The 24,429-nt window shown below is 63.8% G+C and carries 16 protein-coding genes and 1 pseudogene; 15 read left to right on the forward strand and 2 right to left on the reverse strand.

The window, feature by feature from the left end:
* Positions 1 to 180: 180 nt before the first annotated feature.
* Both V5734_RS19295 and gdhA read left to right on the forward strand, forming a co-directional pair.
* Positions 181 to 516 (forward strand): annotated as a pseudogene (locus V5734_RS19295) (integrase core domain-containing protein); the annotation flags it as partial.
* Between the two features lie 167 nt (positions 517 to 683).
* Positions 684 to 1,994: an NADP-specific glutamate dehydrogenase gene (gene gdhA / locus V5734_RS19300; RefSeq protein WP_432759692.1), complete on the forward strand. Its 1,311-nt coding sequence runs from the start codon at positions 684 to 686 to the stop codon at positions 1,992 to 1,994.
* 633 nt (positions 1,995 to 2,627) lie between these two features.
* On the opposite strand, the gene V5734_RS19305 is transcribed toward gdhA, so the two are convergent.
* On the reverse strand, positions 2,628 to 4,862 hold the full coding sequence (locus V5734_RS19305; RefSeq protein ID WP_347311229.1) for an acyltransferase family protein: 2,235 nt from the start codon (positions 4,860 to 4,862) through the stop codon (positions 2,628 to 2,630).
* A 233-nt stretch (positions 4,863 to 5,095) separates the two neighbouring features.
* Between V5734_RS19305 and V5734_RS19310 the strand changes: the two genes are divergently transcribed.
* The 9 genes from V5734_RS19310 to V5734_RS19350 all read left to right on the forward strand — a co-directional run bounded on the left by V5734_RS19310 (position 5,096) and on the right by V5734_RS19350 (position 18,468).
* A complete protein-coding gene (locus tag V5734_RS19310) occupies positions 5,096 to 6,049 on the forward strand; it encodes an SseB family protein (protein ID WP_347311230.1) in 954 nt (317 codons plus the stop codon).
* 343 nt (positions 6,050 to 6,392) lie between these two features.
* Positions 6,393 to 7,709, forward strand: a complete 1,317-nt coding sequence (locus V5734_RS19315) for a UDP-glucose/GDP-mannose dehydrogenase family protein (RefSeq protein ID WP_347311231.1) — start codon at positions 6,393 to 6,395, stop codon at positions 7,707 to 7,709.
* A gap of 7 nt (positions 7,710 to 7,716) precedes the next feature.
* Positions 7,717 to 9,195: a glycosyltransferase gene (locus V5734_RS19320; RefSeq protein ID WP_347311232.1), complete on the forward strand. Its 1,479-nt coding sequence runs from the start codon at positions 7,717 to 7,719 to the stop codon at positions 9,193 to 9,195.
* 10 nt (positions 9,196 to 9,205) lie between these two features.
* Positions 9,206 to 10,264, forward strand: a complete 1,059-nt coding sequence (locus V5734_RS19325) for a hypothetical protein (RefSeq protein ID WP_347311233.1) — start codon at positions 9,206 to 9,208, stop codon at positions 10,262 to 10,264.
* A 21-nt stretch (positions 10,265 to 10,285) separates the two neighbouring features.
* Positions 10,286 to 11,704, forward strand: coding sequence for a mannose-1-phosphate guanylyltransferase (locus tag V5734_RS19330; protein ID WP_347311234.1), 1,419 nt, complete (start codon positions 10,286 to 10,288; stop codon positions 11,702 to 11,704).
* Positions 11,697 to 13,220: a right-handed parallel beta-helix repeat-containing protein gene (locus V5734_RS19335; RefSeq protein WP_347311235.1), complete on the forward strand. Its 1,524-nt coding sequence runs from the start codon at positions 11,697 to 11,699 to the stop codon at positions 13,218 to 13,220. Before V5734_RS19330 ends, V5734_RS19335 begins: the two co-directional genes overlap by 8 nt.
* Positions 13,221 to 13,340: 120 nt before the next feature.
* A complete protein-coding gene (locus V5734_RS19340) occupies positions 13,341 to 14,684 on the forward strand; it encodes an alginate O-acetyltransferase AlgX-related protein (RefSeq protein WP_347311236.1) in 1,344 nt (447 codons plus the stop codon).
* 5 nt (positions 14,685 to 14,689) lie between these two features.
* Complete coding sequence (locus V5734_RS19345; protein ID WP_347311237.1) at positions 14,690 to 17,428, forward strand: tetratricopeptide repeat protein; 2,739 nt, start codon at positions 14,690 to 14,692, stop codon at positions 17,426 to 17,428.
* Entirely contained in the window at positions 17,425 to 18,468 is a 1,044-nt protein-coding gene (locus V5734_RS19350; RefSeq protein ID WP_347311238.1) for an alginate lyase family protein, read from the forward strand. The genes V5734_RS19345 and V5734_RS19350 overlap by 4 nt, the downstream gene beginning before the upstream one ends.
* A gap of 18 nt (positions 18,469 to 18,486) precedes the next feature.
* Here the strand turns inward: V5734_RS19350 and V5734_RS19355 are convergent, their stop codons facing one another.
* Positions 18,487 to 19,416 (reverse strand): LysR family transcriptional regulator, encoded by a 930-nt coding sequence (locus tag V5734_RS19355; protein WP_347311239.1) that lies wholly within the window; start codon positions 19,414 to 19,416, stop codon positions 18,487 to 18,489.
* Positions 19,417 to 19,566: 150 nt separating this feature from the next.
* On the opposite strand from V5734_RS19355, the gene chvE reads away from it, so the two are divergent.
* The 4 genes from chvE (at position 19,567) to araD1 (ending at position 24,427) form a co-directional block, all read left to right on the forward strand.
* Complete coding sequence (chvE, locus tag V5734_RS19360) at positions 19,567 to 20,625, forward strand: multiple monosaccharide ABC transporter substrate-binding protein (protein ID WP_432759648.1); 1,059 nt, start codon at positions 19,567 to 19,569, stop codon at positions 20,623 to 20,625.
* 79 nt (positions 20,626 to 20,704) lie between these two features.
* Positions 20,705 to 22,225, forward strand: coding sequence for a multiple monosaccharide ABC transporter ATP-binding protein (gene mmsA / locus V5734_RS19365; protein WP_347311240.1), 1,521 nt, complete (start codon positions 20,705 to 20,707; stop codon positions 22,223 to 22,225).
* A gap of 11 nt (positions 22,226 to 22,236) precedes the next feature.
* Positions 22,237 to 23,433: a multiple monosaccharide ABC transporter permease gene (gene mmsB, locus V5734_RS19370; RefSeq protein ID WP_347311241.1), complete on the forward strand. Its 1,197-nt coding sequence runs from the start codon at positions 22,237 to 22,239 to the stop codon at positions 23,431 to 23,433.
* A 4-nt stretch (positions 23,434 to 23,437) separates the two neighbouring features.
* Complete coding sequence (gene araD1, locus V5734_RS19375; RefSeq protein WP_347311242.1) at positions 23,438 to 24,427, forward strand: AraD1 family protein; 990 nt, start codon at positions 23,438 to 23,440, stop codon at positions 24,425 to 24,427.
* The last annotated feature ends 2 nt before the right edge of the window (positions 24,428 to 24,429 follow it).

The following is a 24,429-nucleotide window of genomic DNA, read 5'->3' on the forward strand; positions in this document are numbered from 1 at the left end:
GTCCCGGCGTACAGGACTGCGGCGGATGTCTCCGCAAGCGTCGGGGCAAATGCCCCTGCGGCGACGCCATCGCCGCGGGCTCGGTGGGGTTTCTAACGGGGCGGGGACGGGCCGGCTAGCCAGAAAGCGACATGGTTCATCCTCAAAGTTCAATCCATGTGTCGTCAACGCGGCAACGGGATCGAGCACCGCCCGACCAAGCCCAACCATCCGTGGACCAACGGTCAGGTCGAGCGCATGAACCGAACGATCAAGGACGCGACCGTGAAACGCTTCCGCCATGACAGCCACGACCAGTTCCTGACGCATCTCGCGGACGTCACGGCAGCCTACAACCTCGCGCAACGCCTCAAGACCCTCAGTGGCCTCACGCCCTATGAGTTCATCTGCAAGGTCTGCACGTCAGACCCAGACAGATTCATCGCCAATCCGATCCATCGGATGCCGGGACTGAACAGCCAGGAGACCTCGTCCACTATCCGGTTCGCGCGTCGGAGCCGAGCAGCGCCCTCTTGAACCGGATCGGGTTGCGCAGCACTAGAACATCAAATAACTGATCAAATCGCATGCATATTGCGGCGCCAGCGCCCACACGTTAATCGCTTGGCGAAAATGCTCCCCGAAAAGTGACGAAATACATGAACAATATCGACGAAAAGCTGCAACCGATCCTTGCCGAAGTGATGCGGCGCAATGCCGGGGAGCCGGAATTCCACCAGGCCGTTCACGAGGTCATGGAAAGCCTCGGACGCGTCGTGGCCAAGAATCCCGACTACCTCGAACAGGCTCTGATCGAACGCATCTGCGAACCCGAGCGCCAGATCATCTTTCGCATTCCATGGGTCGACGATCAGGGCAACGTCCAGATCAATCGTGGTTTCCGCGTCCAGTTCAACTCGGCCCTCGGCCCCTACAAGGGCGGGATGCGGTTTCACCCCTCGGTCAATCTCGGGATCATCAAGTTCCTTGGATTCGAGCAGATCTTCAAGAACGCGCTGACCGGCTTGCCGATCGGTGGCGGAAAGGGCGGTACGGATTTCGACCCCAAGGACAAATCCGAAGGCGAGATCATGCGCTTCTGCCAGTCGCTCATGACCGAGCTTCACCGCCACCTGGGCGAACAGACCGATGTGCCGGCGGGCGATATCGGCGTCGGCGGGCGCGAGATCGGTTATATGTTTGGGCAATACAAACGTTTGACCAATCGCTATGAATCCGGGGTGCTGACGGGCAAGGCGATCGCCCATGGCGGCTCGCGCGCACGCACAGAGGCGACCGGTTTCGGCAATACCTATTTCACCAAGGCGATGCTTGAAACCCGCCAGACCGGTTTCGATGGCAAGCGTGTGGTGGTGTCGGGCGCAGGCAACGTCGCGATCCATACCATCGAAAAGGTGCAGTCCTTTGGTGGCACGGTCATCGCCTGCTCGGACTCCAGCGGCTATATCATTGACGAGAACGGGATCGACCTGGGCCTGCTTCAGGAAATCAAGACGGTCCGGCGCAAACGCATTTCGGAATATGCCCGGTTGCGTGGAGACGGGGTCCATTTCGTACCTGTCGGGAAAGGGTCAATCTGGGATCTGCCCTGTGACGTGGCGATGCCCTCGGCCACCCAGAACGAGCTTTCGGGCAAGGATGCCAAGTCGCTGGTCAAGAACGGCGTGCTGGCTGTGGGCGAAGGCGCGAACATGCCCTGCACCCCGGAGGCGATCCGCATCCTGCGCGGGGCCGGCATCCTGTTCGGGCCGGGCAAGGCGGCGAATGCCGGGGGCGTTGCGACCTCGGCGTTGGAAATGCAACAGAACGCCAGCCGTGACCGTTGGAGCTTCGAGCAGACCGAGCAGCGGCTGGCACAGATCATGAAGAGCATCCACGACCGATGCGCTGAAACCGCCGATGAATATGGGGCTCCCGGTGATTATGTTCTGGGCGCCAACATCGCCGGTTTCGTTCGGGTTGCCGAAGCGATGCGGATGCTTGGAGTGATTTGAGCCGACCCGGCGGGCTATCGAAAAACAAGGGCGATTTCTTCTTTGCGCAGCAGCTTCCACTGACCGGGGGCCACGTCGTCATGCAAGCAAGGATCGCCCAAACCTTCGCCCCGCAGGGCCGCGACGAAGCTGCCGGTCGCGATGCATTGTCGCACAAATCGGGGTCTGACCGCAGTTCCCGACTCGCTCCCGACCAAGGCAACGGACCGGCCTCTTTGCTCCAAAGTCCGCTCCGGGCCGAGGCTGTGCGGAAACTGGCGGTGGGAACATTGTTTCCAGGACTGCTCTTCGCCGCCCGCTTGGTTTGGCATCACGGCGCAAAAGTCGCGCGGCCGTTCAGCCTGAGGGCGCCGCGGTCAGGCCCCGCGTCCCGATCATCGAGATCATCCGCTTTACGTTGTAGGCCAGTAGCCGTTGCGGTCCGGCGAGGAGCTTCTTGATCGTGCGCATCTCTTTCTCTCTTATTCGCGATGTAAGTTTAAGATTGAAATGCGCTGATGTCGCTACCGTATTTGGCTAGCCTTGCGGAGCGCCCTTTCGGGGCTCTGATAATGCGACCGCCTTCCGACGGCATTTATGTACCAAGGTAGTTTTGCAAGGATCCGCAACGGAGAGCGGTTATGTCGGAGAGTATCACGGTCGGGCTCGATCGGGCGAAGAATGCGCGCCAGTTGCATGGGCCGAACACTGCGGGTCGGTCACATCGTCAGAGCATCCCCGGACAACATTGCGCGCTTCGAAACCGCTCCGGATTGCCCATTCAGCACCGTATTCGGACACGTGGTCGTCGTCCCGGTAGAGAAGGCGGCCGCGCTCGCCAATCCGGCATTCCGAACCGCAGAAGATTCCGCTCATCGGGACGAACGTTCCGCCCACCTCATGCACGAGCCCCTCGAACATGGTATCCGGGCCCTTGGTACGGGCAAGAGACGCCTCCGCCGGGAAAGTGGTCGCGAAGGGCCGCTTGAAAAACGCATCGTCGAGAAACCGCCGGGGCACGTTGAATGGAACCTCGGGCACCGCCCCAATGACGATCGCCTGACGACCCTCCCGCACGAGTTCCGATAGCAGGAAACGCATCGCCAACGCCATCGCGTCCGGTCCCTCCTTCGTCTCGCCCCCGACGTCGATCGCGACCGATGCCCCGTCGCCCGGCTCCCGCGCAAACCGTGTTCCGTGATAGGACAAGGACCAACGGCCTGCCAGGATGACCGACTTCAACGACGGCGTACGCCGAACCACCTCGAGCACCGCATTGTTGCGTGTGATGCAATCCTCCGCCCACGACAAATGCCGGTTGACTAGGCCCGGAAGTGGGGGGCATCGGTCCACGACGAACACCCATCCCAGCAAGCCTTGCGACCGTAGCCATGCGTCAACACCCGGAATGAGGGCCGCCGCATGGCTGTCACCCCAAAGGAGAACCGAAGGAGCCCCTCGCTCATCCGTTCCGATCGGACACATCGCTTCAATGTCGTCCCACCAGGCAGCGCGGCAACGACGTTCAACGTCCGACATGTCCGACGCGGACCTGAACTCCCGATAGCTGGCTTCGGGAAGGCGCAGCTTCATTCCATGATCGGTTCCAACGACAAGCGCGGCCGAGAGCGTCAGTGCCGACCCCGCCGCTGACAGCTGGAATATTCCCCGCCGCGTGAACGCGCGCGGCCCCGACCGGAGCCGGAACGGCTGTTCGACGAAACGCCAGCTCGCCCAAGCGGCCAGAAACGCGAAAGAGACGGCCGCAATCAGCATGATTGCCGTCGGCTGACCATTCGACACCGTCCTCGCAATCACGATCGGAGGCCAGTGCCAGAGGTAGAGCGAGTACGAGATTCGCCCGGTCCAGACCAAGGGCCAAACGGTCAGGATGGCGGTTGCAATGCTACCCGCCCGAGATGTGGCCCAAATCACCAAGGCGGTGCCGACCACGACCGGAAGGGCGGCCCCCCCCGGAAAGACGGTGCGCTCGGTATATCCGACGACGCACGCAAGGATGAGGCCAAGACCAACCATTCCGGCGAGGCCGGCCGCCATCCTGTTGAGCGGGACACGGGTGGGGGCGAAGAGAACGAGGATCGCGCCGACCCCGAGCTCCCAAGCCCTCAGATGCGGCATGAAGAACGCTGCCACCTGCCCGGTAGGCATGGATGAAGTACTCCATGCGAAAGATCCCGCGACCAGCACCGCCGCCGTAAGCGCCGCGCGCCGACGACCGCCCCGGAAGGCCAGCGCCAGGATCAGGGGAAAGAAGATGTAGAACTGCTCCTCCACGCCGAGCGACCACGTATGCATCAGCGGCTCATAGGACGCATCCGATCCGAAGTAGTCGCCCGTCGCCCGCATCAGGTAAAGGTTCGAGACGAAGGCGACGGTCGCGATCGTGGATTTCGACAGGGCCAGGTACTGCCAAGGCGGAAACAGGAAGAATCCGGCCAGCGCGAGACACAAGAGAAGGAACAGCAGAGCCGGAAGAATGCGCCTTGCCCGGCGCTCGTAGAAACCGATCAGGGAAAAGCGTCCCGTCTCAAGGTCGCTCACCAGAATGGAGGTGATGAGAAAGCCCGAGATGACGAAGAAGACATCTACACCGACGTACCCGCCTTCGAAGCCGGGCAGGCCCGCGTGGGCGAGAATGACGGACAAAACGGCAACGGCGCGAAGGCCATCAATCTCGGGACGGTAATTCATTTGACGCGGTAACTGCTCAAGAACAAGATCATTCGAAGCAGACCAACCATCCGCGACTTGCGCACTGTGTATTCCCGACACCGGGCAATCAACCATAAGTTGGTGGCGCCTGATTTTTCGCTCAACCGCCCCAGGCGCTCGACGGCTTTCGGAGCGCTGCCCGCACTTCAGAGCCAAATCTCCCCCCACCCTTTGGTACGTGCAATCACTCGCCAATGCAGCGGCTCACGGAGAAATCAGGGGCGGACGCAGCGGCGAATGTTGTAAGTTTCCGACAGGGCTGGCAATACCGTGTGGTTGTAAGGCGTTCGGCTTCACAGTTTCGCTGGGAACCGCGTAATCCGTGGCATATCTCTATTGTTCATCGAGTTGCGGACTGGTCGGGACGAAAAGGAACCGGGATGAGGCAGGTGCGAATTCGGCTTCCGAACGGGGACAAGGTGGTCTTCCGGTCACGGCGGCCGGACTCGGCCGAGCCGCATGCCGAACTGTCCGAGAGCGACGACGGGGAAGGCGGTACGCCAATCGACGTCAGCGAACCCGAAATGGCGGAACGCGCAGTGACGGCCATTGATCGCGCCTATTCCGAGATGATCAGCGGCGGAGAAGCAGAGCTTCTGCGCTTCTATCGGGTTCTGGCCGGGTCGAATCTGTTCGTCCTTCTCGACCCGTCGGATGCGGACGAGGCTCCCGAACCGAAGATCATTCCCGTCGAGGGCGGGCACTACGTGCTCGTCTTCGATCTGAAGGAGCGTGTCACCGAACTGACCGGCTATGACGCGCCGACCTCGCGCGTCACGGGCAGGGATGTGTTCAACCTCATACGCGGCCGCGACATCGGGGTCGCGGTCAACATGGGGGATGCGCCCTCGGCAATGCTGATCCCCGGCGACGCCATCGACTGGATCTGCGACACGCTGGAGGATACCGCATCAAAGACGCCGGTTCCGGCCTCTGCCTCGGGACGGTTCAAGGCGCTCCTCGCGCCACACAACTTTCCCGACACCCTGCTTCTCGCGCTGAACGACAGGCTTGCGACGCTTTCGGACGCTTATGACAAGGCACTGCTGCTCCGCGCCGAATACGACGACGGCCAGTCGGGATATCTTGTGGCGTTCTCTGCCGTCGAAGATGGCGACCGCGGCATGATCGCCGCCTCCGTGAACGATGCGCTGGCGTCGTTCAGGGGGAAGGATGTCGCACTCGATATCGCGTTCATGGCCCGGGAAGAGCCGTTGCTCGACCGGATCGGCCGGGTGGCGACCCATCTGCGGGCGGACTCCGCGAAAAGGACAGACGGCGGATCATCCAAAAGGCTTGCCGCGCCCGATCCAGGCAAGGCCCGGCCGCATACGCTGAAGTGACGGCCTGGCGACGCGGGTCGAACGGTTTCGGGCAACAATAGCTGTCGGCCGCCGAGCCGTTTCCCGACGACGAATGCCGTACCGCGAGCCGCGCGGGGCCGATTACGGACACATTTTGGCGCGGTCGCGGCGCGGGTCGCTCCCGATACATAATTTTTCTCTTTATATCAGCATCTTGAGTGAAAAGAGGACACCTTCCGGCCAATCGCGGACCCGCGACAATCGTTACGACTGATAGGACAGTAGGTACAAATTAACCCGTGTCGTCCGCAATTTAGACAAAAATTTCGCCAATTCGTCCGCGATACGACTCCTCAGACAAATCGTTGCTGGGGTAAGAACAATGAAAATCAGCGTATTCGGCATTGGCTATGTCGGCGTCGTTTCGGCGGCCTGCCTGGCCAAGGACGGCCATGAGGTGATTGCCGTCGACGTCGACCCCGGAAAGGTCAAGTCGATCAACGACGGCCTCTCACCGATCGTCGAGGAGGGGATCGACGACCTCGTGCGTGAGGTCGTGGCGGCGGGCAAGCTGACCGCCACGTCGGGTACCGACTTCGCCATCAAGAATACCGACGCTTCGTTCATCTGCGTCGGGACCCCGTCTGCTCCGGACGGTTCGGTGGGGCTGACCTATGTCGAGGCGGTCTGCCGGAATATCGGCGCGGCGCTGAAGGACAAGGCGGGATATCACTCCGTCGTCATGCGCTCGACCATCGTTCCGGGAAGCACTGAGCGCTGCTGCATCCCGGCGCTGGAAGAGGCGTCGGGCAAGACGGCCGGCGAAGGTTTCGGCCTTGGATATTACCCCGAGTTCCTGCGCGAAAGCACGGCGATCAAGGATTACCACGACCCCGGCCTTATCGTCTTCGGCACGATGGACAAGCCGACCGAGGAGGTCCTGACCGCGCTGAACACTGCCCTGCCCTGCCCGATCCACAAGGTCGACATCGCGACGGCCGAATTGGTGAAATACACCTCCAATGCCTGGCGCGCGGTGAAGGTCACCTTCGCCAACGAGATCGGCAACATCGCCAAGGCGTCGGGCATCGACGGCCAGACGGTGATGGAGATCCTCTGCTCGGACGACAAGGTCGCCATGTCGCCCTACTTCATGCGGCCGGGCTTTGCTTTCGGTGGGTCTTGCCTGCCGAAAGACGTCCGGGCGCTGCGCTTCCTCGCGCGGAGCACAGATACACGCGCCCATATGCTCGAAGCCGTGCTGGAAGCGAACGAGGCGCAGATCGCGCGGGCCGAGCGGATGATCGAGGCGTCGGGCGCGAAGAAGATCGGCTTCGTTGGCATCAGCTTCAAACCCGGCACCGACGACCTCAGGGAAAGCCCGCTTGTCGCGCTCGCCGCGCGGCTGATCACCAAGGGAATCGACGTCGATATCTACGACCCCTTCGTGCAGGAGGCGTTCGATTCCGGCACCCCCGGCGCGGGCCGCGGCAATGACGGCATACCCGACCTCAAGGACCGGATGGTCGGCGATCTCGACCGGCTGATCGAAGGGTCGGGCGCCGTTCTGGTCGGCAACTACTACAAGGAAGCCGTCGACAAGCTGAAGGCGGCGGCCAGCAATCGCCCCGTCGTCGACCTGACGCGCCTCCATCGCGACATGGTCAGCAACGGAACCTACGCCGGTATCTGCTGGTAATCCGGCCGTGGTCCGCGCCCTGACCCATATCGCCTATTTCGCAGTGATCGTGCTGCTGACCCTCGTGGTTCCCGCCTCCTTCGTTGGTGACCCGAGGGCAGCGAAGCACGCGATCATCGTGATCGGCGTCCTTGGTGCCTGGCGCTATTCCTGGGCGATGCTCAACCTCTGCCGGGCGGTGATCTTCCGGCGGTTCGTCTACCCGCGCCGCAAGGCCGCTGCCTTCAAGGCCGACCGCGAAAGCGGCCGGCGCCGGCATGCCTTCTTCATGGTCACCTCCTACATGGTCGACCAGGACACGACGCTGATGGTCTATCGCCGGCTCTTCCGCGCGGCGGCGGCGGCGCGGGACGGTGCAACCATCGTATCGTCGGTGGTGGACGGCGCCGACGAACGGTTGATCCGCGAGATCTACGCCACGATGCCGATCGACATGTCATCGGTGAAGCTGGTGATGGACCGCATCAAGTCGAACGGCAAGCGTGATGCGATGGCGCGCGCGCTCCGGCTTCTGGCGAGCTTCTCGCCCACGCCGCACGACATCATGATCTTCGTCGATGGCGACACGGTGGTGCCGCTCGACGTGGTCGAGCAGTCCGCACCGTGGTTCCAGGATCCGCGCGTCGGGGCGCTGACCACCCACGAAGCCGCCATCGTCGACAAGGACAACCTCTTCAAGGACTGGTTCGTCCTGCGCTTCAACCAGCGCCAGCTGATGATGTGTTCGATGGGCCTGTCGGAGCGCGTGCTCACGCTGACCGGCCGGATGTCGGTGTTCCGCGCCTGCCTTGCCACCGACCCGGGTTTCGTCAACGGCGTCGGCCACGATTTCCTGAACCACTGGCGGCTCGGCCGCGTCACCTTCCTGACCGGCGACGACAAGTCGACCTGGTACTGGCTGCTGCGCAACGGCTACAAGCTTCTCTACCTGCCCGACATGATGTCGGCCTCGGTCGAGACGCAGCCGCGCGCGACCTTCTACGACAGCGCCAAGACGCTGATGGTGCGCTGGTTCGGCAACATGATGCGGACCAACGGCCGCGCGCTGCGCCTCGGGCCGCGCTCGATGGGGTTCTTCACCTGGTGGTCGATCCTCGACCAGCGCGTGAGCATGTTCACCACGCTCTTCGGCCCGATCTCGGTCGCCGTGACCGCGCTCTTCGTCTCGCCGCTGGTGATCCCGCTCTACATCGGCTGGGTTCTGGCCACCCGCTACATCTTCTGCGCCTTCATCGCGCTCTTCAACGGGGTCTGGTTCCCGGTCACGCACCCGCCGATCCTCTATTTCTCCCAGATCGTCGGCGCGGCCATCAAGACCTTCGTCCTCTTCCGCCTCGACAAGCAGAAGTGGACCCGGCAGGCCTCGACCGGCGGCGGGGCGGCGATCGGGCTTTTCGACCGCCTGAAGGCCGCGGAATCCGCGGCGCATCATGCGCTGACCCTCTGCTGGCTGACGCTGGCAGTCATGTATCTGAGTCTAATCTGAGGCGATCGCGGTGGGCGTTCACAAAGCAGAACTGAGAGACCTGAACCTCGGCGGCGGCCATGTGCCGGTGCCCTACGAGTTCGGGTATGAAAACGAACACCCGGCGGTCTCACTGCCCTTCACCCTGCATGTCTACGGGCAGCAGTTCACCGGAAAGAAGATATCCGTCACGACCATCCAGCTCGTGCCGCAGGACGAGATCTACCTAATCAAAGGCACCCGCCACGCAGTCAGGCTGCAATTCGAGTTCCAGAACTTCTCGCTCACGATCTATCCCGAAGTGGTCGTCGTCGGAGAAAGCCGGGACGATCTGGTCCTGAAATTCGTCGACCCGACCGGCGATCACGTCGCGCAACTGCGCTTCGTCCTGAACAGCTTCATCGCCGGCGACTTCGTCACCCTCGGCGCGGTGATGAGCTATTCCGGCCCGATCAAGCCGAAGGAAGAGAAGAAGTCCGTCGAGCCGAAATGGACCGAGCGTTACCGCAGCATCGCGGTCGCTCTGGTCTCGGGCCTCCTCGCCCTCACGGCCGCAAGCGCGCTCTATGTCCGCTACACGACGGGTTACGAAATGCACCCTGTTCTGATCGAGCGCGCGGGCCAGCCGATGCAGGCGACAACGCCGGGACAGGTGTCCTATCTCAACCCGGACGCGAAGAAGGGCGAGGTGCTCTTTTCGGTTAACGCCAATAGTGGCGATGTTTTGAACTTCCAGATGCCGTGCGACTGCCAAGCCATTGTAAATCAAGGCGTTAGTGAAGGTCTGACGGTCCTCCCAACCGACGTAATATTGACAATTTTGGTTAATAACTTCGACCTCAGTGTTCAGGCCTTGATGAGTGTCGAGGGGTTGGCGCGGGCGATGAAGGGCGACCGGGTTTACCTGGATCTGGCAGACGGCAGGTCCATTCCGGTCCAGGCGGTGGCGGGCAAATCCGCGAACACCGCGGCCATGAGCGGAGAGCTCTTCGTCCCGGTCCAGCTGGTCGCACCGGAAGGGGCACTGACGGAGGAGGATATCGGCAAATTCGCGCAGGTGCGGCTGACGAAATCCTACCTTTGGAATTAGGGGGCAGAGAGGTTGCGTGTCGTGAAAAAGATCTATCCACTGATCCTTTGCGGAGGAAGCGGAACCCGGCTCTGGCCCATTTCGCGCACACGCAGCCCCAAGCAATTCCAGAAGATCGGCGGCAAGGATTCGCTGACCTTCTTCCAGGCCGCGATCCAGCGCCATCGCGGTGAGCATTTCCACGACCCGGTAATCGTCACCAACCTGCGCCATCGCGGGACGGTCGTGAGCCAGCTTCGCGAAATCCAGTGCGGATCGCGCATTATCTGCGAGCCGATGGGCCGCAATACCGGCCCGGCCGTCCTTGCCGCCTCGCAAACGCTTTTCGGCCGCGACCCCAACGCGATCATCCTCGTCATCCCCGCCGATCACGTGATCGAAGGCGAGATCAACGAGACCATCATCCGCCAGATCGACGCCGCCGCCGCAGGCCAGATCATCACCTTCGGAATCGAGCCGCGCGGGCCCGAAACCGGCTTCGGATATATTTCCAAGGGCGCCGAGAACCCTGACTTCCCCGGATTGCACAGCGTCGAGCGCTTCATCGAAAAGCCGCCTCTGGCGAAAGCGAAAGAGCTTGTCGACAGCAAATCCGCGCTCTGGGCCTCCGGCATCTCGATGTTCTCCGCCCGGACGATCATCGAGGAATACCAGAAGCTCGACCCCGAGACCGCCGTCGCCGTCAAGCGCTCGGTCATGGGCGCGAGCCCCTTCCCCGAGGCGCTCTACCTCGAAGCGGACGCATTCAGCCAGACCCGGGCCGAGCCGACCGAAAAGGCGGTCTTCGAGAAGACCGACCGGATCGCGACGGTTCCCCTGAACGTGATCTGGAGCGACGTGGGCAGCTGGTCCGCGATGTTCGACATCTCCAAGCCCGACAGCAACGGCAACGTCCTGCAGGGCGATGTCATCGTCGTGGACAGCAAGAACACGATGGTTCGCTCGGAAACCCGTCTTGTCAGCGTCGTGGGTCTCTCGGACATCATCGTGGTGGACACGACCGACGCGGTTCTCGTCACCCGCCGCTCGAAGTCGCAAAGCGTCAAGGAGGTGGTCGACAACCTCAAGGCCCGTGGACGCCCGGAGGCGGAACACTACGCCGGCGCCGCCCCGACGATGGTGCCGTTCTCGATGCCGCGCGGGCTCGAGCAGATCCATCAGACCGACAGCTTCCAGCTTGGCACCAGCCAGATCCCGATGGGCGCCTGCATCGACCTTGAGGCCGGTCACGGCCGCCAGGTCATCGTGGTGAAGGGCATGGTGCATGCGCAGGGGCCGACCTGGCAGAAAACCGTGCGCGAGGGCGGCCGGATCTATTCCGACCCGGATGGGCCGATCCGCATCACCAACTGCGCCGATATCGAAACCGAACTTCTGTTCATGACCTTCGATATCCCGGTGGAGTCGCCTAAATCCCTGTCCATGCCGAGCCATGGCTGATGTAGGCAGAAGCCTCGCCGTTATCGGAAAATCGACCGTGGCCGCCGGCCTCGGTCTTTTCCTGTTCGCGGCCTCGGCGATGGCGGCACCGGATTGGAAGCTCATGGACCTGCGCACGAAGCTCGCCGCGCTCTCGACCACGCTCGGGACCGACGAAGCATCCCGCGACGTGCCGGTGCGCGATCTGGTCGCGGGGCTGGACGGCAACGTGCTCAGGCATCGCCGGGAATCGACGACCGCGTATAGCGAACCCGACGCGCCGGCGACGATCGGCTGGACCGACAGCCGATTTGCGGTCGCGGCGCTGTCGCAGGTCTACGGCGGTCAAAACAATCTCGCCGTGTTTCAGGCGAGCAGCGGCAATGGCACCGATGCGATCCATATCGACTCCGGTGTCGTCACGCTCCGGCAGCTGCGCGGCCAGATGACCAACAGATATGTCGGCAGGGACATCGACACCGGCGCCGATCTTCTCCGCATTCCGCTCATCATCGGCGAGAAGGCGACCTTGCGGCTCACCCCCGGCGAAACGCTGATGCTCAGCCGCCGCGACGGCGCCTTCATCGTCAGCTTCGGCAGGATCGAAGCCTACGGGGCCGAGATTTCGGCAACAGCGGAGCCCAGCGAGGCGAACAAGGACTTTTCTCCCTTCATCGCCTCGGTCGGGTCCGGCTCGGTGCATCTTTCGGGAGCGACGCTGAAGTATCTCGGCTTCGGCAATACCGAGAAGTTTTCCGGCCTGTCCATCGTTGCCTATCCGACGATGCGGCCGGCGAACCGAACCGTGATCGAGAACACGCGTTTCGAGGATATGGTGACCCTCGCTCTCGTCGGGGTGACGGATGCCGAGCTTCACGACAACCGGTTCTTCGACATGCGTCGAAATCCGCTGCTGCTGTCGCACGCGCCGCACTCGATCGTTGCGGGAAACCTCTTCTCCGGCAGCTCGCCCACGAATGCCATCCGGGTGTCCAACGGCTCGGGCGGCACCGAAGTGACCGGCAATATCATTCTTGAAGGGTCGCGCGCGGGCATGCTGATCTCATCCGGCAGCGACAATGTCTCGGTCACCGGCAACCTGATCTGGCGGCGCAACGGCGGCGGCGTGAAGTTGCTCGACGTGACCTGCGGCCGGGTTGAGCGGAACGTGATCCTCGACGACAAGCAGAAAGGCGTCGAGGTGCGAAACAGCCGGGATGCGTTCGTGCATGCCAACAAGATCATCGGCAACAAGAATGCCGGCGTGTGGGTCTCGGGCCAGACGAAGGGCGAAGTCACGTACATCACCGACAATCTCCTGCGCGAGAACGGGTCCGGCCTGACGACGGCGGCGGGGGCTGCAATCGCGCTCAAGGGCAACGATCTCTCCAACCAGTTTCCCCGGCTTCTGGACGGCGACGTCACCCAGCAGTTCCGGTCGATCATAGCGGATCTCCGTGGCCAGACGCCGATCCTCCTCGATGCGGGCGGCGCCTCTCCGACAGACATTCTGGCACCGACCGAATGCGCCCTTTAGCCCCGTCCCCGCGAAACCCGGCGTGAATTGCTTGGCGAAGCGGGACACCATGCTGTAAAACCACGAGAGGCAGAAAACGACGGCGATGACGCCGCGATTGCAGGCAGTGGAACCGTGCCGATGACGCGAAGCAGCAATGCCCGGATGCGGGCAAGTCGCAAGGCGCCAACCTTGCTGCGCGCAATTGGCGGGCAGGTGCCGCTGCGGTGGGTGGTCTGCGCCATCGGGCTTGCAATTGCCACGCTCCACCCTGCCGCGCTCGCCGCGCAATCGCTCTTCGGTTGTCGCGATCTTTCCTCGGCGCAAACGCCGACACTCGAAGGCCGCCAGGGCGTCTTTTTCCGGATCGACCCCGATCTGCTGACCTACAACCGCTTCTCCGACGAGATCGTCGCATCCATCGGAGTGCTCTCGCGCAACCTCGCGGAGAAAGGCACGACCCTCATCGTTGTTCCGGTGCCGGCGAAGGCGCTGGCAATGCCGCAATTTCTTGGCCCGGACACCGCCGCCTACGGCTACGATCCTGCTCTCGCGCTCACGATCTACGAAGACACGCTCGCGCGCCTCAAGTCGGCGGGCGTGGAGGCTATAGACGCCCGGCACGCGCTGCGCACCTCGGTCTCGGGAGAGATGGCGTTCTTCATGGCCGATCCCCGACTGACCAATGCCGGCCTTCTTGCGCTGGCCCAGGAAATCGCCGGCAGGCTGCACACTGCCCCGGCCAATGAGGGGACGGCGGTCTACGTCTCCGAACCCACCGGAGCGCGAACGCTTCCGTCGCAGGATCGTCTGAACCTGCAGATGCACTGCCTTACGCCGCTGCCCGACGTCACCACCATGGGCTTCGAGACTGTCGGCGAAGACCCCGCGCCCGCCGAAGGCGCCACTCCGGTCATCGTGGTCGGAACCGAGCTTACCGGCGCACCTGAACTGAACTTCGCAGGTTTCCTGTCGGAGCTTTCGGGCCTCAAGGTCGATCAGTTGAGCGTTCCGGGCGACCCAATCGCAGCACTCTCGGCCTATTTGACGTCGGAGGGCTACCTTGAAAACCAGCCGGAATTCCTCGTTTGGGAGGTTCCGTCTTGGGCCAATCTCGGCCTCCGTGGCGACCAACCGCTCCGGGAAGTCACGGCCGCCGCGCGGAATGATTGCAGCGAGGATCTGGTCGTGACGCAAGCGGCGCAGAACCGGGTCAGGGTCGATCTGTCCGGCATCGCGCCTGACGGCACGTCGAGCCTCCGCCTCGACACCGGGGCCGGCGCGCCGGCCCGCGCCGATTTTCATTTCGTGTCGAAGACCGGAGCCGAACGGACTAGGCCGGTCATGCGCGCCGAGGGCCAGCCGCTGACCGGCCGGTTCTTCATGCCGCTGACCGGCCTTTGGCCCGATGGGACCGCTTCTGTCGAGATCGAGACCGTGATCGACCCCGACGCCCTGCCCCAGGTCGCGCTATGCCGAGGATAAGACCGATGCGTCGCCTCCTTCTCCCGGCATTGTGGGCCGTCCTTGCGGTGCAACCCGCGCTCGCGGAGCGGTTGACGCTGAACTACCTTCCGCCCGACCTGCCGCCCAGCAACGTGTGCAACGCCGACCCGGAGGAACGCGACCCGGCGGAGTTGCAGGAAGGCGCGCCGGAAGAGCAGGACCAGGCGCCGGCACCGGAGGACGTCGCCTTCCTCGACTACCTCACCCGCGACATCCGCGACCTCACCCACGAGGATGCGGACCGCTGGTTCGACTTCATCACGGTCCTCATCAATCGACGGGCCGAGCTCGATCCGGGCTTCGCGGGGATCGAGGAAGCGTTTGCCCGCATCGACGTTTATGTCTCGGCCGGGCGGCTCGACGCGCTGCGGAGCCTTGGCGCGGTCGAGGGCCTCGCGCGGCGGTCCGGCGACCTCACGAACAGCCAGAAAGTCCGGCTGGCACGGCTTTACTGGAACGGCATCGGCGTGGCCGAGGATCGTGGCGTGGCCGAAGAGCTGATCACCACGGCGGCATTCGCGGGCAATGCGGACGCACTGATGGAGGCGCTCCGCCTTCAGGTCGCTGGCGGCAGCATCGAGACCTGGGACCTCGCCCCGGAAGAAACCGCGACCCTCGCCTTCGGCGGCATGGTCGGGCGGCTCAACAGGGGCATTTGCGATCGCGCCGAACGGATGGCCCGCGAATACGAAGACGGCGACATCCTAACCCCGAACCCGGACCTCGCCTATGCCTGGCGCAAGTTCGCGGCCGATCTCGGCGGCGCGGAAGCCGCCTGGCGGGTCGTCGAATATCATCTGTCCGCAACCGCCGGGGAGAAGGACAACGAGATCCTCCTGCATTACCTCAGTCTCGCTGTCCGGAACGGCTACGCCATCGAACCGGGAACCGTCGAGGACATCGTTGCCAGCGGCGCCACCACCGAGGCGGAGATCCGCAAGACGCTCGGCTATAACTACAACCGTGTCGGCTCCGCGCGCCGGCGGACGGCGGTGCCCTACCTCGACCTTCAGGTCCATCTTACCGGTGACTTCTCCTCGGCCGAGAACGATTACCTGCGCTACCTTAGGGAGGTCGCGGCCTTGCCGGGCGCCCCCGCCTCCATCCTGACCCGACTCGCGAAGGAGCTTCTCCAGCGACGGGGCCGCTGGGCTGCCGAGGCTGAAGCGACAGTCCTTCTCGAACAGGCTGCCGCGCGTGACGATCCCGACGCGATCATTCTGCTGGCAAATATCCTGATGAGGTATCGGGGCGAGACGGCGAAGACGAGCCGGACGGAAAACCTGTTGATCGACGCGGTGTCCCGCCTTGGGCGGGGCGACGCGATGAACGCGCTCGACGCGCTTTATCGCTGCAAGTTTCCCGGTGCGCCGATGCTGCCGGAAGCCCAGTTCTGGGCCAACGTCTACCGGACTGCCGATGTCGCGCCGGTGGGCGTATCGCCCACCGATCTTGCCAAGTTCGATACCGCGATGGAGCCCGAGGCGATCGCCAAGATCCAAAGCCTCGCGCTTCAGGGGCATGGCAGTTCCACGGCAGACCAATTGCAGCTTCTCCAGGCCGATCCGGCCGCGTCCGACGCCGCGTTGCGGTTCTGGGCGGTTCGGGTCAGTCGCAGCGACCAGGCGCTGGAGGATTACGTCAAGCAGGAATTCGAACACGCGCTGACGCGCGGCGAGCGCTACAGCGCCGTCGAACTCTTCCGCCGCGCCTTTCTCGATATCGGCCCGTCCATTTCACTCGATCTGGCCGTGACGCTGGTGAAACATGCGGGGCGTGATCCCACCGTCGTCTCCGAGATCGAAGCCCTTCTGAAACTGTCGGCACAGCGCGGCGAGGGCGCCGCGATCCGGCTCTTGCAGCGTCTCACTGGCCGCGACGGCGAAGAGGTCTACCGCACCTATGCCGATGCGATCGAAACGCGGGGGGATTTCCTGGCCCTTATGTACGCCGCGCCCTACGTCCCGGATGACCGGTTCGATGACTACATGGACCGCGCGATTTCCGAGATGAATTGCTTCACCAAGGATGTCGCAGAACTCGCCGATGCCTATGCGCTCCGCGAACGGCCCGATCAGGCCTACCACTGGCTTCAGGTCGGGTTGGCGATGGAAAAGGGCCACGTCCTGTCAAAACTCGGCCTTTCCGATCAGCAACTGACGGATTTCGGACGCGGCAAACCGGCCCCGACCTCGGCGGTCGATACGCTGTCGCTCAGCGAAGGCGATCAGGACGCGCGGCGTCGGCTCTACCTGCGGATGGCCGATCCGGACGACCCTGCCTACGACCCCGAAGCGGCGGCGACGCATCTGGAGACGATCGTCAAGCACGACGACGCGCCGACCCTCTCCTGGGCGCTCGCGCAATACCGTCGCGCCGATCAAAGGCTTCGGGATGAGATCGCCAAGCGCATCGACCTGCGCGCCATCGAGGAGCGCGCGGCGCAGGAAGGCGACAGCGCGGCGCAATTCGAGCTTGGGATGCTCCTGCGGACCGAGGCGTCGGGTGGCGCCGATCTGAACGCCTCGGCCACATGGCTGCTCCGCGCCGCCGAAGCCGGCCATACCGAAGCGATGGTCGAATACGCCGTCGCGCTGGGTTTCGGCCTCGGGATCCCGGCGGATCCAAAATTTGCCGAGATCTGGCTGCGGGAGGCGGACAGCCTGGGCAATCCGCGCGCGCGCGATCTCATGAACGTCCTCTCTGCGATGGCCAGAGAATGATGCTTCGCTGCGTCATGAAATTGGCCGATCGACTTCTGCCAGTGCTGCCAGCGGCGTTCCTGTCCGCCGGAATTGCCGGGGCGCAGGAACCTGTCTCTTGCGCCGCTCCGCCGGACCCGGTCATTTCGTTGTCGTTCGTCAGCCGGTATGCCGAAGGCGACGAGAACAGATCGACCATAGATCCCCGGCGCGAAGCCGAAGCGGAGGATGCGCTGAAACCGCTCGATCAATTCATCGACGCGCTCGCCGACCGGACCGAGAGCCTCTATTCCGGCCGCATCCAGGATCGCGAGGCCGCCGCCAACTGCATCCTCGACCAACTCGGTCGCTGGGCCGAGGCGGACGCGCTGACCGATCTCGGGACCGAGACGGTGAAGTTGACGATCGGATCCCGCTACGCCGCCTTCGCGCTGATCCTGTGGCAGACCCTGCCCTACGCGCCCGACCATCCGCGCCGCACCGCGATCCTCGATTGGCTCGACCGCCGCATGCGGGCCGAGATGTCGTTCTGGTCCGACGCGCCGAGCGGCGCGCAGAAGGGCAACCTGCGCGCCTGGGCGGGACTCGCGGCGGCCGCGGTTTCGGTGCAGACGGACCGGCCCGAACTACGCGATTGGGCCGATGACTCGATTGCCGCGGTCATGTGCTCGGCCAATTCCGATGGAAGCCTGCCGCAGGAAATGGGCCGAGGCGAATTCGCGCTGCACTACCAGCTTCACGCCATCGCCCCCCTGGTGACCGCCGTGGTCTTGCTTGAGCGGCAGGGCGTTCCCGCGAGGCGGCATTGCAATGACGCCATTCACCGGATCGTCGATTTCGCAATCGCGGACCTCGCCGACGGCGCCCGGACAAAGGCCATCACCGGGGTCGAGCAAAGCCTCTTCAACGGCTCGGAGCAGTTGACCACGTTTCAGCTTGCCTGGATCGAACAATACCAGCTGCTGCGCAAGTCGGAGAGGCTGGAGGCGCTCGCGCGAGATCTCAGGCCGCTCATCTACACCAAGCTCGGCGGCAATCAGACGGCGCTCTGGCGGCGTTAGCAGGACGCGTCCACCCTCTCATCGACCCCCGCGCGATTCCAAGAGCACCGCATCCTTCAGGTGCAGGCCCAAGGGCGACAATGGTCGGTCGCGCAAGCTCAGGAAGAAATAGGGGGACACCCGGATCGTCTGGTCAAGGCTCAGCGTCGTGAAGCCGGCGCTGACCGGTTCGCCGACCAGAAGCTGCACGACCTCTTCCGAGACCGGGGCGATCGCATCCGTTCGGGTGAGATAGGCAATCATCAGGAGGAGCGAGGAGCTGTTGACGATGTTGCCGGGCGCCCGCAGCCCGGCCAGGCCGAAGGCGTTGTTCATCGCCTCGCGGATCGGCGCGCCCCTTTCCTGCATCACCCATTCGTAGGACGCGAGATCTGCCAGCGAGACCGAAGCCACGGACGACAGCGGATGATCCCGCCGGACCAGCAAGGACACCTTTTCATCGCGCATCGGTTCGACGTCGAAATCGCGGCTCTCGATATCCGGCAGGAAACGTGCAAGGGCGAAATCGAGGCGGCCGGCCGCGAGGTCGCGCAGAAGCTGCCGGGAAGGGGCGACATCCACGGTGATCTCGGCCTCGGGTGCATTCGCCTTGATGCTCTGGATCGCCGGAACGAGGTAGCCCACCGCCGGCCCTGTGACGGCGCCGACATGGACCGAACCGCCGCGCCCGGCGCGCAGGATCGCGACCTCGTGGCCGAGGTCATGCAGTTCCCGCAACATCGCCCGCGCCCGCTTGGCGACGGCATGACCGACCGCCGTCGGTTCCATCCCCTTCGGGTGGCGGACGAACAACGCGGCCCCGACCGCCCGCTCGATCTCCGACAGCATCCGCGACGCCGCCGGCTGGGTCACCTTGATTTCGTTGGCGGCCAGCTGAAGTTGCCCGTGTTCGGCGATCTCGGTCACCAGCCGCAACTGGGTCGGCTTGAGCGTCAGTTCGGGCTGCATGGCATACCAGTTTTGATATCAGGATAAGCATCAATGTAATTTTACTGATATGTCTATGCAATCTAGAAATACCCCACAGTCGAATCGACTTGCCAACAGGAGGAGTGAGGCCGGGCCGAAGGTTGCGGGCCTCTATTCAGGGAGAGAGCCATGACATTCAAACCGTTCGCCATCGCGATGGCGATGTGCGCCTCGGCATTCGCCTTCGAGGCCGCCGCAGAGGGCACCGTGGGCATATCGATGCCGACGAAATCCTCGGCCCGCTGGATCTCGGACGGAAACTCGATGGTCGAGCAGTTCACCGCCGCCGGCTACGACACCGATCTGCAATACGCCGAAGACGACATTCCCAACCAGCTCGCCCAGATCGAGAACATGATCACCAAGGGCGTGAACGTGCTGGTCATCGCGGCCATCGACGGCACCACGCTGTCGAACGCGCTGGAAAACGCGGCGGCGGCCGACATCAAGGTCATCGCCTACGACCGGCTGATCCGCGACAGCGGCAACGTCGACTATTATGCGACCTTCGACAACTTCAAGGTCGGCGTGCAACAGGCGACGAGCCTCGTCAACGGCCTCAAGGAACGCTTCCCGGACGTGAAGCCGTGGAACGTCGAACTCTTCGGCGGCTCGCCGGACGACAACAACGCCTACTTCTTCTACGACGGCGCGATGAGCGTCCTGCAGCCGATGATCGACGCGGGCGACATCGCGATCCCTTCGGGTCAGATGGGCATTGACACGGTCGGCACGCTGCGCTGGGACGGCGCGGTGGCACAATCGCGCATGGATAACCTTCTGTCGGCCAACTACACCGACAAGCAGGTGCAGGGCGTCCTCAGCCCCTATGACGGGCTCTCCATCGGCATCCTGTCGTCCTTGAAGGGCGTCGGCTACGGCTCGGGCGATCTGAAGATGCCGATCGTCTCGGGTCAGGACGCGGAAGTCCCCTCGGTGAAGTCGATCCTCGCCGGCGAGCAGTATTCCACCGTCTTCAAGGACACCCGCGAACTGGCCCGCGTCACCGTCGGCATGGTCGACGCGATGCTGAAGGGCGGCGAGCCGGAGATCAACGACACCACGACCTACGACAATGGCGTCAAGGTCGTGCCGTCCTACCTCTTGGAGCCGGTCTCGGTCGACGCCACGAACTGGGAAGAAATCCTGATCGGGTCGGGCTACTATACCAAGGACCAGATCCAGTAAGCGTGACACCCGTTTGCAATCGGAGGGCCGCCCGCGCCGGGCGTGGGGCGGCCCTTTCCCGACTGGGCGAGGCAGGACAATGACCCCACTTTTGGAGATGCGCGCCATCACCAAGACGTTTCCGGGCGTCCGCGCGCTCGACCGGGTGAGCCTGAGCGTGCGCGAGGGCGAGATCCACGCGCTCGTCGGCGAGAACGGCGCCGGAAAGTCGACGCTGATGAAGGTGCTGTCCGGCGTCTATCCCGCAGGAAGCTATGACGGCGAGATCCTTTACGACGGGGCGCCCATTGCCCTTTCCGGCATCGCGGACAGCGAGGCCAAGGGCATCATCATCATTCATCAGGAGCTGGCGCTGGTGCCGCTCCTGTCGATTGCCGAGAACCTCTTTCTCGGTAACGAACGCGCCAAGGGCGGCGTCATCGACTGGCGCGACACGTTCCGCCGCACCGAGGACCTTCTGAAGAAAGTCGGCCTTGCCGAAACGCCCGCGACGCTGGTGGACAGCCTCGGGGTTGGCAAGCAGCAACTGGTCGAGATCGCCAAGGCCCTTTCGAAGGACGTCCGGCTTCTCATCCTCGATGAACCCACCGCCGCCCTTTCGGAGGCCGACAGCCAGGCGCTCCTCGACCTCCTTCTCGAACTGAAGGCCCAGGGCGTGACCTCGATCATCATCAGCCACAAGCTGAACGAGGTGCGTCGCATCGCCGATACGGTGACCGTGATCCGGGATGGAGCGACGGTGTCCACAATGGACGCGCGCACCGAGACCATCACCGAAGATCGCATCGTCCGCGACATGGTCGGCCGCGACATGGCCCACCGCTATCCGGAGCGGGAGCGCCGCGCCGGCCCGGTAATCATGGAGCTTCGTGACTGGAGCGTCTGGCACCCGGAACATTCCGGCCGGCAAGTAATCAAATCGGCGAACCTGACCGTGCGCGAAGGCGAGGTCGTGGGGATTGCGGGTCTCATGGGATCGGGCCGCACCGAGCTTGCCATGAGCCTCTTCGGCCGGAGCTATGGTCGCAACATCAGCGGCGAGCTGACGATACACGGGGCGCCGGTCGACGTGTCGACGGTGCCAAAGGCCATCGCCGCCGGACTCGCCTATGTGACCGAGGACCGCAAGTCGCTCGGCCTCCTCCTCGAAGAGACGATCCAGCGCAATATCACGCTGACCAACCTGCCGGCGGTGTCGTCGAACGGTGTCATCACCGAAGCGAAGGAAACGCAGGTGGCCGAGAAATATCGGGCCGCGATGAACATCCGTACGCCGTCGGTCTTCCAGAAGGTGATGAACCTCTCGGGCGGCAACCAGCAGAAGGTCGTGCTCTCGAAATGGCTTTTCGCCGGACCCGAGGTGCTGATCCTCGACGAGCCGACGCGCGGCATCGACGTGGGCGCCAAGTTCGAAATCTACGGCATCATCAACGAGCTGAGCGCGCAAGGTAAGGGGGTGATCATGATCTCGTCGGAAATGCCAGAACTGCTCGGCATGTGCGACCGCATCTACGTGATGAACGAAGGCGCGCTCGTCGGCGAACTGACGGCCGCCGAGGCGAGCCAGGAGCGGATCATGTCGCTCATCGTGACGGACTAGGAGGGGACGGGATGGATCTTGCGGAACGCGGCAAAGCGGGAACGGCGGGGGGGATCGGCCGCTATCTTCTGAGCCACCTCAGGGAATACGGTCTCCTATTCGCGCTGATCGCGATCATGGTCTTCTTCCAGATCGTGACCGAGGGAACGCTCCTGAAGCCGGTGAACATCACCAACCTGTTCCTCCAGAACAGCTACATCATCATCATGGCGCTCGGCATGCTGGTCGTCATCGTCTCGGGCAATATCGATCTCTCGGTCGGCTCGGTGATGGGTTTCGTCGGCGCCTTGGCCGCGGTGATGATCGTCGAATGGGGCTGGCCCGTGGCGCTGACCATCCCGGCCTGCCTGATCGTCGGCATCGTGATCGGCGCGGCCCAGGGCTACTGGGTCGCCTACTGGAAGATCCCATCCTTCATCGTGACGCTCGCGGGAATGCTGGTGTTCCGCGGCCTCTCGCTCTGGCTTCTCGAAGGGCAATCGGTGGGGCCGTTTCCGAAGAGCTTCCAGCTGCTCTCGACCGGGTTCATTCCGGACATCTTCGGCATCGGCAAGCCGAACGGCACGGCGCTCGCCGCCGGCGCCATCGCCGTCGCCGCGATCGTCTGGATGGGGCTGAAGGCCCGCGCCCGCAACCGGCAATACGGGATCGAGGACGAACCCACCGCCTTCTTCCTGACGCGCAACCTGATCGTCGCCGGGGCGCTCCTCTTCGTGACCTACAAGCTTTCGACCTTCCGGGGGCTCCCGAACGTGCTGATCTCGATGGTGGTTCTGACCATCGTCTACGCCTTCCTCACCGAGAACACGACGCTCGGCCGGCGCATCTATGCGCTTGGCGGCAACGAGAAGGCGGCGAAGCTGTCCGGCATCAAGACCGAGCGCCTGACCTTCCTCGCCTTCGTCAACATGGGGATGCTGGCGGCGCTGGCCGGGCTGATCTTCGCGGCGCGTCTCAACACCGCGACGCCCAAGGCCGGTTTCGCTGTGGAGCTCGACGTGATCGCGGCCGTCTTCATCGGCGGCGCCTCGATGTCCGGCGGCGTGGGCAAGATCGTCGGCGCGGTGGTCGGCGCCTTCATCATGGGCGTGATGAACAACGGCATGTCGATCATGGGGATCGGCATCGACTACCAGCAGGTGATCAAGGGCCTCGTCCTGCTCGCCGCCGTCTTCTTCGACGTCTACAACAAGCACAAGCAGGCCTGACGCAATGCTCCTTTCCCAGATCGCCTTGTCGGACGGCCAGCGCGCCGTCGTCTGCCGCGACGCGAGTGGCAGCCATTTCGTAAACGGGGCCAAAAGCGTTATGGCGCTGGCCCAGGGCGCCATCGGGCGCGGCGAAAGTCTGGCGGATGCGGTGGCGTCGCATGGTCTCGGCGCCCCGGTCGACCTCGCCGCCGCCTATGCCGAGGGGCGGATGCTGCTGCCCGTCGATCACCCGGACCCCGCGCATCTGCACCTGACCGGCACAGGCCTTACCCATCTCGGCAGTGCGGCCACCCGTGACGCGATGCACGCCAAGGCCGATCCGGAACAGATGACCGACAGCATGAAGATGTTCCGCATGGGCCTTGAGGGCGGCAAGCCCACAGCCGGCGCGGTCGGGACGGAGCCGGAATGGTTCTACAAGGGCAACGGCCATGCCGCGACGGCGCCCGGCCAGCCGCTCCTTTCGCCCGGTTTCGCCAAGGATGCGGGCGAGGAGCCGGAGATCGCCGGCATCTACCTCATCGGACACGACGGCACCCCCTTCCGCCTCGGCTTCGCGCTCGGCAACGAGTTCTCGGACCATGTGACGGAGCGCGGCAACTACCTCTGGCTCGCCCATTCCAAACTGCGTCCCGCCTCATTCGGGCCGGAGCTTCTGGTGGGTACGCTGCCGGCGGATATCCGGGGGCAAAGCCGGATCCTGCGCGACGGCAAGGTGCTTTGGGAAAAGCCGTTTCTGTCGGGCGAAGCGAACATGTCGCACAGCCTCTCCAACCTCGAACACCACCATTTCAAATACGATCTCTTCCGCCAGCCCGGCGATCTTCACGTCCACTTCTTCGGCACCGCGACCCTGTCTTTCGCCGACGGGATACGGACCGAGGCCGGCGATGTGTTCGAGATCGAGGCGCCGGGCTTCGGCCTGCCCCTCCGCAACCCCCTCGCCGTCGCCGCGCCCGAAACGCGCGCGCGCGCCGTCACATCCCTCTGAGG

The organism is Defluviimonas sp. SAOS-178_SWC, from assembly GCF_039830135.1.
GTDB lineage: Bacteria > Pseudomonadota > Alphaproteobacteria > Rhodobacterales > Rhodobacteraceae > Albidovulum.